The sequence below is a fragment of the Eubacterium sp. BL-380-WT-2B genome (genome assembly GCF_009696115.1).
In the GTDB taxonomy this organism is placed as follows: domain Bacteria; phylum Bacillota; class Clostridia; order Eubacteriales; family Eubacteriaceae; genus Eubacterium; species Eubacterium callanderi.
This window is the reverse complement of the sequence record NZ_VUMP01000002.1, coordinates 194,000-208,694: the sequence shown is the minus strand read 5'-3', so window position 1 is coordinate 208,694 and position 14,695 is coordinate 194,000. Positions and strand designations below refer to the sequence as shown.

General features: G+C 44.8%; 14 protein-coding genes and 1 other RNA gene. All 15 read right to left on the bottom strand.

The window, feature by feature from the left end:
• Window positions 1-7: 7 nt before the first annotated feature.
• The 15 genes from queA to FYJ53_RS03850 all read right to left on the bottom strand — a co-directional run bounded on the left by queA (window position 8) and on the right by FYJ53_RS03850 (window position 14,691).
• Entirely contained in the window at window positions 8-1,042 is a 1,035-nt protein-coding gene (queA, locus tag FYJ53_RS03920; RefSeq protein ID WP_090413185.1) for a tRNA preQ1(34) S-adenosylmethionine ribosyltransferase-isomerase QueA, read from the bottom strand.
• Between the two features lie 10 nt (window positions 1,043-1,052).
• Window positions 1,053-2,081 carry a Holliday junction branch migration DNA helicase RuvB gene (gene ruvB, locus FYJ53_RS03915; RefSeq protein ID WP_013381919.1) on the bottom strand — a complete coding sequence of 343 codons (1,029 nt, stop codon included), beginning with the start codon at window positions 2,079-2,081 and terminating at the stop codon, window positions 1,053-1,055.
• 11 nt (window positions 2,082-2,092) lie between these two features.
• Window positions 2,093-2,704: a Holliday junction branch migration protein RuvA gene (gene ruvA, locus FYJ53_RS03910; RefSeq protein ID WP_013381920.1), complete on the bottom strand. Its 612-nt coding sequence runs from the start codon at window positions 2,702-2,704 to the stop codon at window positions 2,093-2,095.
• Window positions 2,705-2,806: 102 nt separating this feature from the next.
• Window positions 2,807-2,985, bottom strand: a non-coding RNA gene (ssrS, locus tag FYJ53_RS03905) — 6S RNA.
• A gap of 121 nt (window positions 2,986-3,106) precedes the next feature.
• Window positions 3,107-4,468 carry a DNA repair protein RadA gene (radA, locus tag FYJ53_RS03900; RefSeq protein WP_154557005.1) on the bottom strand — a complete coding sequence of 454 codons (1,362 nt, stop codon included), beginning with the start codon at window positions 4,466-4,468 and terminating at the stop codon, window positions 3,107-3,109.
• A 10-nt stretch (window positions 4,469-4,478) separates the two neighbouring features.
• On the bottom strand, window positions 4,479-4,964 hold the full coding sequence (locus tag FYJ53_RS03895) for a VanZ family protein (protein ID WP_013381922.1): 486 nt from the start codon (window positions 4,962-4,964) through the stop codon (window positions 4,479-4,481).
• A 68-nt stretch (window positions 4,965-5,032) separates the two neighbouring features.
• Window positions 5,033-6,082: a PTS transporter subunit IIC gene (locus FYJ53_RS03890; protein ID WP_013381923.1), complete on the bottom strand. Its 1,050-nt coding sequence runs from the start codon at window positions 6,080-6,082 to the stop codon at window positions 5,033-5,035.
• Window positions 6,083-6,349: 267 nt separating this feature from the next.
• Window positions 6,350-6,991: an acetolactate decarboxylase gene (locus tag FYJ53_RS03885; RefSeq protein ID WP_073381897.1), complete on the bottom strand. Its 642-nt coding sequence runs from the start codon at window positions 6,989-6,991 to the stop codon at window positions 6,350-6,352.
• 9 nt (window positions 6,992-7,000) lie between these two features.
• Window positions 7,001-7,921, bottom strand: coding sequence for a GTP-binding protein (locus tag FYJ53_RS03880; RefSeq protein WP_154557004.1), 921 nt, complete (start codon window positions 7,919-7,921; stop codon window positions 7,001-7,003).
• A gap of 58 nt (window positions 7,922-7,979) precedes the next feature.
• Entirely contained in the window at window positions 7,980-9,329 is a 1,350-nt protein-coding gene (locus tag FYJ53_RS03875) for a uroporphyrinogen decarboxylase family protein (protein ID WP_013381926.1), read from the bottom strand.
• A gap of 198 nt (window positions 9,330-9,527) precedes the next feature.
• Window positions 9,528-10,607 carry a GTP-binding protein gene (locus FYJ53_RS03870; protein WP_013381927.1) on the bottom strand — a complete coding sequence of 360 codons (1,080 nt, stop codon included), beginning with the start codon at window positions 10,605-10,607 and terminating at the stop codon, window positions 9,528-9,530.
• Window positions 10,608-10,840: 233 nt separating this feature from the next.
• Window positions 10,841-11,494 (bottom strand): hypothetical protein, encoded by a 654-nt coding sequence (locus FYJ53_RS03865; RefSeq protein WP_013381928.1) that lies wholly within the window; start codon window positions 11,492-11,494, stop codon window positions 10,841-10,843.
• Between the two features lie 20 nt (window positions 11,495-11,514).
• The gene (locus FYJ53_RS03860; protein ID WP_013381929.1) at window positions 11,515-12,006 is read right to left on the bottom strand and encodes a prolyl-tRNA synthetase associated domain-containing protein; all 492 of its coding nucleotides are present in this window, start codon (window positions 12,004-12,006) and stop codon (window positions 11,515-11,517) included.
• A complete protein-coding gene (locus FYJ53_RS03855) occupies window positions 11,996-12,895 on the bottom strand; it encodes a DMT family transporter (RefSeq protein WP_090413172.1) in 900 nt (299 codons plus the stop codon). The genes FYJ53_RS03860 and FYJ53_RS03855 overlap by 11 nt, the downstream gene beginning before the upstream one ends.
• A 38-nt stretch (window positions 12,896-12,933) precedes the next feature.
• The gene (locus tag FYJ53_RS03850; RefSeq protein ID WP_154557003.1) at window positions 12,934-14,691 is read right to left on the bottom strand and encodes a sigma-54-dependent Fis family transcriptional regulator; all 1,758 of its coding nucleotides are present in this window, start codon (window positions 14,689-14,691) and stop codon (window positions 12,934-12,936) included.
• Window positions 14,692-14,695 lie beyond the last annotated feature (4 nt).

Below are 14,695 nucleotides of genomic sequence, written 5' to 3'. Positions count from 1 at the left end.
TTTTCTCCTAATAAATAAACATGGCGTCACCAAAGCTAAAAAAACGGTAACGCGCGTCAATAGCGTGCTGATAGGCCTTCAAGACCGCTTCACGGTTGTAAAAAGAGGATACCAGCATCAGCAGTGTGGATTCCGGCAGATGAAAATTCGTAATCAACGCATCAATCACCTGCCACTTGTAACCTGGATAGATAAAAATATCCGTTGATCCCTCGCACGCCTGAACCTTGCCGCCAAATCGGGCTGCGGCGCTCTCCAGCGTTCTGACAGACGTCGTGCCGACAGCAATGACTCGACCGCCCTTTTTTCGGGTTTCCTCGATGAGTTTTTCCGTTTCTTTGGGCACCTGGTAGGTTTCCTCATGCATATGGTGATCCAGTATATTATCACATTTTACAGGACGAAAGGTCCCGATCCCCACATGCAGTGTAACCTCAGCAGTCCTGATGCCTTTTCTGCGGAGCGCATCCAGCAGCTCCTCTGTAAAATGCAGACCAGCAGTTGGTGCGGCGGCGGAACCTGTGTACTTGGCGTAAACTGTCTGATAGCGGTCCTGATCCTCTAAAACCTCATGGATATACGGCGGAAGAGGCATGGTTCCTAGTTCCCCGATAATCTCCTCAAAGATGCCATCATATTCAAATTCAATGATTCTGAGGCCGCTCTCTATCTTATCTTTAATCTCACCCTTAAGCTTGTCCCCAAAGACCAGGCGCGTGCCGGGCATTGCCTTTTTCCCTGGCTTTACCATGGTTTCCCATGTTTTATCATCCAGCCGTTTAAGAAGCAGCAGCTCAACCTTGCCTCCGGTTTCTTCTTTTTTACCGAAAATCCGCGCTGGCAGCACTTTTGTATTATTCATAACCAGCAAGTCATCCTCATTTAAATAATCGATAATATCGTGAAAATGACGGTCCTGAATACTTCCCTTCATACGGTTGAGCACCATCAGTCTCGACGCGTCCCTTTTCTTTTCCGGCGTCTGAGCAATAAGCTCTTCAGGAAGGTCATAATAAAAATCCTTTGTCGTTAGTGTTTCCAAATTGATTCCTCTATTCTAAATCCAATTTCACCTGTTCCTGCAGCACTGCCGGCTCAAGTCCCAGATGCCTGTAGCCGCCTGAGGTGATCACGCGTCCCCTTGGGGTTCTGGCCAGATAACCGAGCTGAATCAGATAAGGTTCGTAAACCTCTTCGATGGTATTGCGCTCCTCGCCAATGGCCGCCGCCAGTGTGTCGATCCCTACAGGGCCTCCGTCAAATTTCTCAACGATGGTCGTCAGCATGATCCGGTCAATTTCATCTAAACCCTTGGCGTCCACTTCAAAGAGTTCCAAAGCTGTTCTGGCTGTCTCCAGATCGATAACGCCTTTTCCCTCAATTTCGGCAAAGTCGCGCACCCTCTTCAACAGACGGTTGGCAATACGCGGCGTTCCACGTGAACGCACTGACAGCTCCTCTGCACCCTTTTCATCCAAATTGACAGACAATATCTCCGCTGAACGGCTGATAATAGTTGCCAGCTCAACCTGGTTGTAAAGCTCCAGCCGCTGAACCACACCAAAGCGGTCCCGCAGCGGAGCCGTCAGCAGGCCGGCCCGTGTCGTGGCTCCGACCAGCGTAAACTTGGGCAGGTCAAGACGAATGGATTTCGCGCTGGGTCCCTTTCCGATAATAATATCCAGAACAAAGTCCTCCATCGCCGGGTAGAGTACCTCCTCCACACTTCGCTGCAACCTGTGGATTTCATCAATAAACAGGACATCACCTTCTTTAAGGCTGGTCAAAATGGCGGCCAGATCTCCCGGCTTTTCAATGGCTGGCCCGGAGGTGGTCTTTATATTCGTTCCCATTTCCTGGGCAATAATATTGGCCAAAGTCGTCTTTCCAAGCCCTGGTGGCCCGTAAAGGAGAACATGGTCCAGCGGTTCGTTCCGCTTCTGGGCTGCCTGTATAAAGATCGCCATCTGGCGCTTAACACGGTCCTGCCCTATATAATCCTCCAGCCGCTGGGGCCTTAAACTTCTCTCAATATCAATGTCGGTTTCTGTAAAACCGCTTGTCACTATACGATCCTTCATTTTTTATTCACCTACCGTCCAAGGGGATTTGCAGACATCAGCGCATTTTTCAGAATATCCTCAATGCTCATTCCCGGCTGAATAATTTTTTCGACCAGCTCTGATGCCTCGGCATAGCCATAGCCCAATCCCAGCAGCCCGTTAACCGCCTCATTAAAGAGGTTGTCCGTCTCTCTGAGATTTTCGATGGCGCCCGGTTCTGCTGAATCCGTAAATGCAAAATTCTTGTACTTATCCTTAAGCTCCAGAATAATCCGATTCGCAGTCTTCTGTCCGATTCCCGGCGCGCGAGAGATCGCCTTGGCATCCTCGTTGACAATATAGCGAATCAGCTCATCTCTGGTAAACTGTGATAACAGCCCCATCGCTGCCTTTGGCCCGATGCCGGAAATAGTGATAATTGTTCTGAAAATCTCACGTTCTTCTTTTGACGAGAAGCCATAGAGCGTTACATCATCTTCCTTAAACGCCGGATGGATATAGACCTTTACTTCCTTGTGTAATTTTGGAAGCTCAGACATCGTGTTTGCGGAAACATTGATCCGATATCCCATACCCTGATGGTCCACAACGATGTAGTCTGACGCCTGTTCCTCATAATTGCCTTTTATATACTCAAACACGTCAAGCCTCCTGTTTTTTCGTATTTGTTTATTGTATCAATTCACTCCTGTTAATTCAAGAACCTTTATTCGGTCGTAACATGAAAAAAGCACCCGAAGGTGCTAAATCCCGAATATGCCGTCCACCATTTTTGACGCCTAGCGGATGCTAGGTGGGTGCCCTGTCTCTAAGGGTCTGTTTTCCACTCAAAGGAGGCTTAACATTGCATAGAGAACATCCGGACTCCCTATAAATAAGTGTAGGTTCAAAAATAAGGTTGTAACGTACATCTCAGGATTAATTTCATTATATCTGTAATTATTAGAATTGAAAAGGATAAATTTTTGTTGAGGGATTGCTAAAAAAGACTACAAAAACTAATTGACATTATCCGAATTTCAGCATTCCATTTTATTCCATTTCTATTTCAATATATTTAAGGCCTTAGATATATTATCGACTGGCAGAAGCTCCAGCCCTGTATTTTCCAGGCCCCGGGCATTGCCCTTTGGCATGATACAGCGCTTAAAGCCAAGCTTCGCGCCTTCTTTAAGGCGCTTTTCAATATGCTGTATATTTCTGACCTCACCAGTCAGGCCTACCTCGCCGATAATCATCATATCCTCTGGAATTTCAAAATTCCTGAAGCTTGAGTATAGCACAGACACAACGGCCAGATCAAGAGCCGGCTCATCTATCTTCATACCCCCGACCACATTGATATACGCATCAAGATTTTGAAGCTGTAATCCCAGCCTTTTTTCCATAATGGCCAGGAGCAGCACCATACGGTTATAGTCCATTCCGGTGGCCATACGCCTTGGGTTACCGAAGCTTGTCTGTGATACGAGCCCCTGAAGCTCGATTAAAAGCGGACGTGTCCCCTCCATGCAGGGCACTACCACAGAGCCACAGGTATTTTTCGGCCGGCTCGACAGCATCATTTCAGAGGGATTTGCCACCTCGTGCAGGCCATCCTGCGCCATTTCGAAAATACCGATCTCATTGGTTGAGCCAAAACGGTTTTTGACCCCTCTGAGTATCCGGTAGGTATGGTACTTTTCACCCTCAAAATACAAAACCGTATCAACCATATGTTCTAACACACGGGGACCGGCAATATTGCCTTCCTTGGTCACATGTCCGACCAGAATCATCGAAATATTGTCTTTTTTGGCAATCTGCATCAACGCGTTAGCGTTCTCCCTTATCTGGCTGACGCTTCCGGGCGCTGAGGTAATTGTAGGACTGTACATTGTCTGAATCGAGTCAATAATGACCAGATCGGGCTTTTCATGCAAAATAGTATCTACGATATAGGGCACGTTAATCTCAGACAGAAAAAAAATATTCTGGGATTTCACCTTCATCCGGACTGCGCGCATTTTGAGCTGCTGCTCGGACTCCTCACCTGAAATATACAGGATTTTAAGCCCCTGGCTTCCAAGATTTTCCGTCGTCTGCAGCAAAATGGTTGACTTTCCAATTCCCGGGTCACCTCCTAGAAGGATAACGCCTCCAGGCACAATGCCGCCGCCGAGGACGCGGTCGAGCTCCTTATTCTTCGTTTTAAAACGATCCTCTTTCTGAGGAATAATTTCTTCAATACGCTTGGGTTTTGTGTACACCACCCGTTCAAGGGTATTCTTCTTTCCCTGCTCAGTGGGCATATCCAGCTCCTCAACAAAGGAGTTCCATTCGCCACATTCTGTACAGCGCCCCATCCATTTAGGCGTGCTGTACCCGCAGTTCTGGCACACAAATTTCTTTTTTATTTTCGCCATATACCCTCCGTCATTCAATCCATTTATAGATCAGATAGCCGATCATACCACCGATAAAATTCAGTATCAGATCATCCACATCCGCACTGCGGCTTGACAGAAAAGCAAATTGGAGCAATTCGATCAAGGCTGTGGCTCCGGCTGTCACAATCAATATATGGGGAAAGCTCACCCGTCTTTTTTTACAGAGCGGGTATAATAACCCCAAAGGAATAAAAAGTGCAATATTTCCTGCCAGATTCCGAAAGGAGTAGGTAAAGGTATTGTACAAAATACTCACCGCATCTGTCGGCTTAGTGGCTAAAAACTCCCAATTTATGATCCCGCTGTGCGCAATATCATAAATATAATTATCAATATTGGTAAGCGGAAGCAGGTTATAGCTGGATTCATACACAATGTTTGATGTCGGCAGGAGCGTGACCATTGCCAGAAAACCAATATAAAATATAAACACAACCCTCAGTAAAAAACGCCTCCGCGCATCTTTTGTCATATTGCCGCTCCATTCTTAAACTTTAACGAAACTCATTATAACCCTAAAACCTTAATGATGCCAGTGGTTTATAAGTCCAGTTTCATATCGCCGGCTTTAATCCAGCCCGCTCTGGCGCAAAGCTTATAAAAAATCATCGTCACAGCTGCCGGCAGAATAATCTGAAGCAGGCCAATTCCCAGCACAATCTGTATCATCGGCTGGCCAGCCTCTGTCATGGCCATAACCGTGCCAATCTGTCCGACAAGGCCGCAGGTTCCCATTCCCGCAGCCACCGGCGTATTCTGCATCTGGAACACAGTGGTTGCCAGCGGCCCTAATACCGCTGACGCCGCAGTGGGCGGTATCCATATTCTCCAGTTTTTTATAATATTGGGCACTTGGATCATGGAAGTCCCCAGTCCCTGAGCCGCTAATCCACCGATCCCGTTTTCCTTATAGCTCTGAACCGCGAAACCGACCATCTGGCAGCAGCAGCCCACAGTCGCCGCTCCAGCTGCTATCCCAGAGAGGTTCAGCATAATACACAGCGCTGCGCTGGAAATCGGCAGTGTGAGTACCACCCCAACGACCACTGAGATAACAATGCCCATGATGATTGGCTGCTGCTCTGTCGCCCACATGATCACATTTCCAAGGGCTGTCATAAAAGCACCGATGGGCGGGCCAACCACTACAGCGACAAGTGAGCCAATGAGCATGGTCACAAAGGGAGTTACTAAAATATCCACCTTTGTCTCCCCTGATACAGCCTTGCCAAACTCCGCGCCGATAACCGCCGCGATCAGAGCACCCGCCGGCCCGCCCTGGGCGTTGCCAAGAAAACCTGCCACAGTAATGGAAAATAAGACAAGCGGTGGCGCATTGAGACCAAAAGCGACAGCGACCGCAATGGCTGGCCCTGTCATGGCCTGGGCCGCGGGCCACAAGGTCTCATTTAAAAAGGGAATGTGAAATAATATTCCGACCTGGTTCAGGATACTGCCCATCAGCAGTGTGCCGAACAAACCAAAAGCCATGTATTTCAGCGCATCGATCAAATAGCGCTGAGCGGAAAACTCAATGTCTTTTTTCTTAAAAAAATCCCGCACGTTTTCATACTTAGGTTCTTTTTTCATTTTTCCTCCAACTTATTTTTATGTTTTATCTATATTCACACAGGCAAAACAAAAGGATACAATCTGTATTCTTTATGCTGTGGCAAAAAATTGAGCGGCATGCACTTTTTGTACACACCATATTCGGCCGCAAAAAATAAAAATACCGAGCAAAACCCGATATTTTTATTTTTTAAGCAATAAACTAAAATACATTATTGTATCCTTATCATTTAAAACTTTTATATTTTATTATTATATCATATTTGAAGGGGAATTTCAAGCCGCTCATTGATGTTCTACGCACTCGATTTGATTACAGCTTTTAAAGCGTCCAGTGAGCTGACCTCCGCTTATCTGGTTCACATGGCCGCCCCATTTGTGATCCTTTGATAAAAAATGAAAATGCCATCCGACGAAGTTTTTTCCTTCTGCCCACTCTGGGCAACGGACTCCGACAAGAGTTCCAGTAATTCCTTGAAGTGTCACACATTTCTGCCGCCCGACAATCTCATCAAGCGCCTCATAGGGGCTTTCCACCGGCCAGACACTGTGGACTTCAATTTCCTTAAAGCATCCATCGAGACGCCCGATAAAGCAGCGCTCATGAATTTGATATCTCTGCTGCTCGTCCAGCTGTCTGCACAGGTCACTTATACTGGTAAATTCGCCCATTTCAATATAAGTATCTGGTTTAAAATCTGAAATTGTGGCAAAGGGTGTCCGGTCATTCTCATCCGCTATCTTAACGCGGCAGTCGCCGTCTGCTTTGTAGGGCACTCCCTCCAGGACAATCATCTCTCCATCCAGGGCATGGTAGGTCCCAAAGCCGATATCGCCATGCTTAAGGAGTTCCTTAACACTTCCGCAGCCGTCAAAACCACGATTTTTAAAAGCCTCAAAAGTTGAAACCTGATAAATCGTACTCATTTTTTATTCCTATCTGAATTCCATCGGCACATCGCCTAAAAACTTTTTCCAGGCTGCCAGTACCTCACTGATGATTTTAATGCCCACCGAAGAAATAATGACGATTTCTGTCTGGTCAAGCTCTTTTTTCCATGGATTCATGACTGCAAATTCATTGACGCAGCTGACCTCAAAATCGCCGGCGTTGGTTTTTACAAAACCCTTAATCCGGTAAGCATATTTTTTGATGTCGTGTAGAAAAGCGCCAAATTTCTGATAATCCAAAGGCTCATCTGAACGCAGGACACTTGTTTTAGGCCGAGATTCCCAGGTGTTGGTTGTCTCAACTGGAGCTGGCTGCTCTCCGTTCATTTCCGCAAGTATTTCTTCCATGAAAACCTCACAGAAAGCCGCTCTGTATATCTGCGTCCCGCTGTTTACTTCCTTTATCTTTTCCTCAATTTGGCTTAAGCGGTCTTCGCTCTGCAAATCTGTTTTATTGATAATCACTGCGTTGCTATAGACCAGCTGCTTATGCAGCGCGGGAATCAGATCATACTGCTCCAGAAAATACAGGCCATCCACAATACAGATGGCTCCAAGGTAATCATAAGCTTTTCCACTGATTAAGGTAACAGTCTCCAATATGGTACCCATGTTTGAGGGATCGGCTACACCGGATGACTCCACAAAAACATATTCTAAATCATAATCCAGAAAGCTTGCCAGCCCTTTAATATAATTTTCCTTTAAACAAGCGCAGAAAACTGAACCGCCTGTCAGTTCAAGAAGATCAAAACCATCACCTTTAATGAGTTCACCATCAATACTTTTTTCTCCAAACTCATTCATTAAAATCCCAATTTTGACGTCCTTAAAGCTTTTTAACAGATTAGTTAAAAAAGTTGTTTTGCCAGATCCTAAAAAACCAGTTAAAAGTACTAGCTTCATTTTTCCCTCCATTGAAAACAGGGTGGGTAACCTGAGGCACCCACCCTGGTGTTATTTTCTATAAATATTTTTTCACTTCATCTACAATTTCCTGACGGCTTGGAATAATGGAAGACCATACCAGCTGTCCGTTGATGTAGATGGAAGGCAGATGCTGTACTCCCATCTTCTGTGTACGCGCAATATCTTCTTTAATACAATATTTGTAAACGGCAATATCAACTGCGTCGCCAAACTCTTCTCTGGCCAGCATCGCTGCTTTTTCCATGTATGTGCAGGCAGCGCACTGAACCGGGTCGAGGGTAAAAACTTCGATGAAAGGTTTGTCCAGATTTTCATAGTCTGGCAGCTCTACATCACCGAGCGTATCGACCGCTTCGTAGTTTTTAACCATTTCGCGGACTTCATCGGTGTGCTTGACAGCCTGCACACATGCGATGGTGTTTTCCATAGGCACATTGTATGGCATATCGCAGCCCGGGCTCACGATCAGGTTGTGATGGTCAATGTTGTCTAACATATCGACAACATATTTCATATTATCCTGTTGTGTCCCGAACAGCATGGTTGTTGTCAGTGGGATGTTTCCGCCGATTGCAATATTGTACTGGTCTGTAATCTTTTTGGCTTCATTGATATTAACATTTTCGTCGATGGAAATGCCGTCTGGATTTGTCCGGCACATAACATCCATCTGAATGGTTGCGTCGCCACAGACAAAGAAACAGCCAAGAGCGCCTTTACTGCGGATATAATCAAACGCAGCTTTGAACTGATCCATAAACAGATCTTCAATGGACTTTGGTGAAATCTGACTGATAATCGGGTCGACGAGAGCAATGACATCCATTCCTGCTTCTACATAATAGTCAGTCATCGCATTGCAGACCTCTGTGCAGAAAGCAACCAGTTCTTTAACATAATCTGGATACATGATAATATCCATAAAGAATTCGCTGCCGCGGATGTGTGAGGCCAGGGTAACCGGACCACAGATCAGGCCATATAAAGCGGTATCATCACCTACAGATTCTTTTACGCGGCGCATAACATCCAGCACCATCGGGATACGTCCATCAGTTTTCTTGGGAATTTTGCATTTGCACGGCACCTTAGGATCGCCGGCAAATGGATGGCTCATAACAGAAGGCGGATTATCCTCTGCCCACAGCAGCTCGCAGCCTAAAATTTCGGCCTCAATCTGTAAATCAAAAATAATCGGCATACCATCCGGCGTATACAGTTTATGAACCTCCATCAATGATTCATATAACTTATCACCGTCTGTCAGCACTTCTCTGGCTGTATAGCCTTTTAAGGATCCTGCGTGCACACCGCTGAACGGCACGAACGGCACATTGTCTGTCTGTTCATGTCTCAATGTTTTTAATAAAAGTTCTTTACCCATTTTTTCCTCCAAAATTGTTTTACTCACAGTGGTTCATTTGTTTTATCTTGTGTTAAGTATATCGTTTTAAAGAAAAAAATGATTGTAGGTGCCCTAGTATTTTTGGGAAAATCTCCACGAAAAAGAGACCGAAGCCGCACATGTATACGAAATCAGCCTTCTTTTTTGGTAAATTTTCCTTATTTTTTTGTAAAGGCTTTACATCCGGTAAGTTGGATTCGGGAATCCCGGCCGGAAAGCCTCTATAACCAGATTTTCAACATTGAACCCAAGGCTTTCGCCCAGCGCTTCAATTTTTTCATTGGTGTGTTTTTCAAGCAGTGCAGGATCGACAGCCGCTCTCAGATTAATGGTCATGTGTCCTTTTTTCACTTCCTGGCCTAAAGTATGATCTAATTCAACCGGCCGCCGAACCCCCACACAGCTGAGCTTTGAGGCCCCCTTACCTGTATCTAAATAGAGCTTCAGATGGCCGATTTCGCCTCCTTCCTCTGCTACGGCTTCCTTCAGGGCTTCACCGAGAGCACTCATCAGCGCATCGCCGTTCACGGTGTCTCTGGCATTTATTTCAGCCTTGGCATTCAACCAGCCCATTTCAGCCTCGGCATTGCCGTAGGTTTCATAAACAACCTCCATTTTTTTCGCGTTTGAAGCGGCAATATCTGCTGAAAGGACTGCCAAAAGCCAAGTTTCAACACCTTTTCCCTCTTTTGCAGAAATTTCCATTACTCTTCCCGCCGGATATTTTTCATTTAAAAAGCTGACCAGTTTTTCTTTCTCTCCAGTATCGAGTGTGTCGACTTTATTTAAAACAATAAAATCGGCCTCCTCCATTTGCTTGTCCATAATATAATACACACCTTCTGAGAAAGCATTGGTATTATCTTCCATAAAATCCTTCAGACGTCCGGGCTCAACCAAAACGGAAAGCGGCAGCACATCCAGTTCACCAGCTTTTCCCTCTTTAGAAGGTTTCATAATCGTCGAAACCAAATCTGTACAGCTGCCGACTGGCTCTGCCAGGATAAAGTCCTCCTGGCGCATTGTATTCACGCGTTCTGCGAAGCCTGGATAATTACAGCAAAAGCAGCTCCCTGTCAGCTCTGTGACCTCCAGATCATGATACTCAACATACTGGGTATCCACCAGATAATCCGTCTGGTCATTGGTAATGAGACCTACTGTATTTCCAATTTTTTTAAGTGTTTTCGCCGCTTCAATCATTGCCGTTGTCTTTCCGGCGCCTAGAAATCCACCAATTACCATTAGCTTTGTCATATTGATTACCTACTCCTCCGTTAGAAAAGAACATTTATTAGATTAAGTACAATAAATGTTTTATTCAATTATATATCCTTTTTCAAAAATTGAATTGTAAATTATTATTTTATTTAGGTAGATTTTTGACAAATTAATTTCTGTATTCTTAAGATTTTGCTAAAAATAAAAAAGCCCGGATTATGGGCTTTTTAAACTTTTTAGAGGCATACGTTGTTTCAGCGTATACTAAATTATGCCGAGCGTCTTTCTGTTTTTCGAAACTCACAGTCAATATTCGAACAGAGGCGGCAGTCATGATCAATCTCAGCAGTACAGATTTCACGGTCTGCCCCATATACGTACCCCAATGTCTTTATGGGATTGTACATATAGCCTTCTGTAATATTTACCGCCATCTGGCTCCGGCCATCTACAATCTCTAAAATCTCCTTTTGAAAATGGATTGGGATCAACTGGTCATCTGGAGCAAAGCGGACGGTCAGTCCAAATCCTCTCCGTTTACAGATATCCTCTCGAATAATTTGGTAAAAATCATTTGACAGATCAAATAGAACCTGATCGGCAATACTGTCAATCATCAGGCCCTTCAAATACTCTTTTTCCATAAAATAGGCTGTACAGCGTTCGCTAATCCCTGGACCGAGCGTAACCATACTGCATACAAGATGGCTGAGGCCTGTAAGATCTTTGTGGATCAGCGGCCCTATTTCATTGGGAATGAGCTTGTAAATTCCCCGAGTCTCGACGAGTCTTGGGAGTTCTTCTGCCAGCTCATCATAAGCTTTCTCATACTCATTAAAATTCCAGAGCTCTTTACGGATATGCATTTGTTCAAATAGCTTTTCCCTATCCAGGCGGACAGGTATTCCTCTATAACATCCCATCTCGTTTCCTCGATTTCTTTTTAAACTCGGACGATCTCCACAGGATTGCCGCAGGCCGCCAGAAACTTTTTCAGACCGTCTGCACTAAAGTGAACCGTAGATGTATTGACATTAGGGTGGAAGTTCACAAACTCCTGATCCAAAACATCCTGGTCAATATAAACTTCTACTTCATGCTTCTGATCATTAATGATGCCAAAAACAGAGACCGCCCCGGTGGTAACCCCCAGATATCTGAGGAGACGTTCCTCGGAAGCGAAGCTCAAGTTGCTGATCCCGATCTGTTTGCCAAATTCCTTGATATTCATCTGCTTGGATTCTTCCAGAATCACCAGAATATGACGGTTCCCTTTTTTATTTCGTAGTAAAAGATTTTTACAGTGCGCCCCTTTGACGCCGTCCATATATTGCTCCAGTTCATCGCAGGTGTAAACCGGCGGATGCTCAATCACCTGATATTCTACACCAAGCGCGTTTAAAAAATCATATACCTTTTTCGCTTCAGTTTCCATTATTATTCCCTCTTTCTGATTTTTTCTTTCTTAAATAACCTTCAAAGGCGATAAGCAGAATAACCGCAAACATCATCAGGCTCCCCAGAAAACCGTAGGCTGTCAGGGGCTCCCTAAAAATGCCAACGCCGCATAAAAGCGCCACTACCGGCTCAAGCACACAGATCATCGCTGCATAGGTCGGACCGATGGTACGGATGGCAACCGTTGAAAAACCAATACCAATAATGGACAAAGCCGCCACCCCCAGCATTGACACGTAAACAGCAGACCCGAGACCGACAAGATGGAGTTCACCTTTTATTATGCCCCATGTGCCAAACACAAGCACCACCACCAAGGCCAGATAAAAAAGCAGGTTTAACGGATCCAGATCTTTGATACTGCTCTCACTGACACTGACCATATAGAGGCCAAAAGCCGCGCCAGATAGAAGGGCGATGAGCAGTCCCACAAGGTTTACTGTACAATTAAATTCCATAAGGAATGCAATTCCCAGACAAGTCAGGACAAGGGCGGAAGCCTTTACCCATGTTATTTTTTCCTTATAAAAGACAACCATAAAAAACGCGACAAACAGCGGATATGAAAAGTGGATCATGGTTGCTTGGCTCATGGGCATAAAAATATAGGATTCGGCCAGCAGAAAAATCGCTCCGCCGTAGCCGATAACGCCGTATATCAGTAAATCCCTAATCTGTTTTTTTGTGGGCTTTACCAGCTTTTTTCTGGCTGCCAGATAAAGGCCGATCACCAGAAAAATAATCAAAAACCGGCTGACCAGTATGGTATCGCTGGTTACAGACAGATTGACCAGATTTTTGGTAAAAAGTGAGATAAAACCGTAGGCCGCGGCACCGATCACAGAAATAACGATTCCCTTAAACATTTTACTCCCTTTACTTTTCTGAAAATACCTCTGCCGTTTTATTTTAAATTGTATTTTTTCAGCTTATAGTATAGCTTCTGTCGGCTCATGCCCATCTGTTTGGCTGTTTTTGCGATATTTCCGCCATTTTTGGTCAGGCTTTCGATGATAAACTCTTTCTCTTTTTCCTTTAATTCCTCAAAAATATTCTGTCCCTTGTCAATCGAAACCGAAGTCCGTATCTCACGGTGCTGTTCTGGCTGCCCTTCATAATTTCCGATTTTATCCTCACCTAAAATATATTTGGGCAGATGCCGTATGCCGATATAGGTCTCATCCGGATCAATGACGTTCATGGCAGACTCCAGGAGGTGCCGGAGCTGCCGGACATTTCCTGGCCAGCTGTAGTTTTCAAAAAGCTGACTAACCTCTGAATCGACTCCAACGATTTTTTTATCAAACTGCTTATTATACATTTCGATAAAATATTTAGTCAGCAGACTTACATCATCCAGGCGCATCCGCAATGACGGGATCACAATATAGACAACTGCCAGACGATAAAAAAGGTCACTTCTGAAATTATTATCCTGAATCGCCTGTGCAGGATTTTCATTGCAGCTTGAGATGATTCGCGCACTCACATGGATCATTTTATTTGATCCCAGACGCGTAACGGTTCGTTCCTCCAAAACTCTTAAAAGCTTTGACTGAAGAAACAGGGACATGGAGTTGATCTCATCCAGAAAAATAGTCCCTCCGTCAGCTTCTTCAAAGAGCCCAGGCTTGTCGGTAGCGCCAGTAAAAGAGCCCTTTGTCGTCCCGAACAGCAGGCCCTCCAACAGGGATTCGGGTATGGCTGCACAGTTAATGGCCAGAAAGGGCTTGTTCCTCCTCGGGCTGTAGGCGTGGATGCTCTGCGCAAACATCTCTTTCCCTGTTCCCGTCTCACCGATAATGAGAATGTTCGAATCGGTTTGAGCTGCCTGTTTGGCAGACTGTATGCTCTTTGCGAGCTCAGGGTTCACTGTAATAATACTGTCAAAGGTATAACGCGTCTGCTTGGATTCATAGTTTGGCTGTGTGGTAATACTCTTGATTTTTTCAGAGTTCACTTGCTCCTTTTCTTTTCCAAGGGTTTGCAGAATACCATTATAATCCCTCACAATCGCGGCTGATCCGAAAATCTTTCCATGATAAAAAAGCGGGATAACCGATGTGACACAGTCCACAAAGGTTCCTGCCTTGGTATAATAGCCCTGCCGGACATTTTCAATTGGCTTCTGTGTTTTCAGCACTCTGAGCAGCAGACTGGATTCATAATCCAGCGCGTAAATATCCATGGCATGCCTGCCAATGACCTCTGAAGGCTCATAGTGGTCGATCTTCCCCTGAGCCTCATTATAAATGATTATCTTGCCATCCTGGTTAACAGCGTGAATCCCATCCTTGCTGAACTGTACAATAGTTTCCAAAAGACTGATTCGCGCATTCTTCATCCCAACCACCTCAAAAATCCAGATATTAAGTACGGTTTCTTCTCCAAAGGTCATTGTTTTCAATCGGACATTTACCTGGTTTTTATCAAGATCATAGAAGTATTCAGAATCCTCATCAATTCCATATTTTAAAAACAGCTCCTCAAGATGAAACTCCAGACCATCACTGGTGTTCAAATGAAAAATTTCTAAAAAACGGTCATTGACTTTGACAATTTTTTTAAACTGGTCTGTTATGACCAGTCCCTTGTATCTTAAATCAATAAAATCAATGAATTCCTGCATCGTATCATTCACTTTTTTGTCTATTTCTGCCATTATC

Excerpts from the sequence above, each read along its gene's own strand:
- ruvB (WP_013381919.1), bottom strand. The coding sequence starts at position 2,081 with ATGAAGGATCGTATAGTGACAAGCGGTTTTACAGAAACCGACATTGAT.
- radA (WP_154557005.1), bottom strand. The coding sequence starts at position 4,468 with ATGGCGAAAATAAAAAAGAAATTTGTGTGCCAGAACTGCGGGTACAGC.
- FYJ53_RS03895 (WP_013381922.1), bottom strand. The coding sequence starts at position 4,964 with ATGACAAAAGATGCGCGGAGGCGTTTTTTACTGAGGGTTGTGTTTATA.
- FYJ53_RS03890 (WP_013381923.1), bottom strand. The coding sequence starts at position 6,082 with ATGAAAAAAGAACCTAAGTATGAAAACGTGCGGGATTTTTTTAAGAAA.
- FYJ53_RS03885 (WP_073381897.1), bottom strand. The coding sequence starts at position 6,991 with ATGAGTACGATTTATCAGGTTTCAACTTTTGAGGCTTTTAAAAATCGT.
- FYJ53_RS03880 (WP_154557004.1), bottom strand. The coding sequence starts at position 7,921 with ATGAAGCTAGTACTTTTAACTGGTTTTTTAGGATCTGGCAAAACAACT.
- FYJ53_RS03875 (WP_013381926.1), bottom strand. The coding sequence starts at position 9,329 with ATGGGTAAAGAACTTTTATTAAAAACATTGAGACATGAACAGACAGAC.
- FYJ53_RS03870 (WP_013381927.1), bottom strand. The coding sequence starts at position 10,607 with ATGACAAAGCTAATGGTAATTGGTGGATTTCTAGGCGCCGGAAAGACA.
- FYJ53_RS03865 (WP_013381928.1), bottom strand. The coding sequence starts at position 11,494 with ATGGGATGTTATAGAGGAATACCTGTCCGCCTGGATAGGGAAAAGCTA.
- FYJ53_RS03860 (WP_013381929.1), bottom strand. The coding sequence starts at position 12,006 with ATGGAAACTGAAGCGAAAAAGGTATATGATTTTTTAAACGCGCTTGGT.
- FYJ53_RS03855 (WP_090413172.1), bottom strand. The coding sequence starts at position 12,895 with ATGTTTAAGGGAATCGTTATTTCTGTGATCGGTGCCGCGGCCTACGGT.
- FYJ53_RS03850 (WP_154557003.1), bottom strand. The coding sequence starts at position 14,691 with ATGGCAGAAATAGACAAAAAAGTGAATGATACGATGCAGGAATTCATT.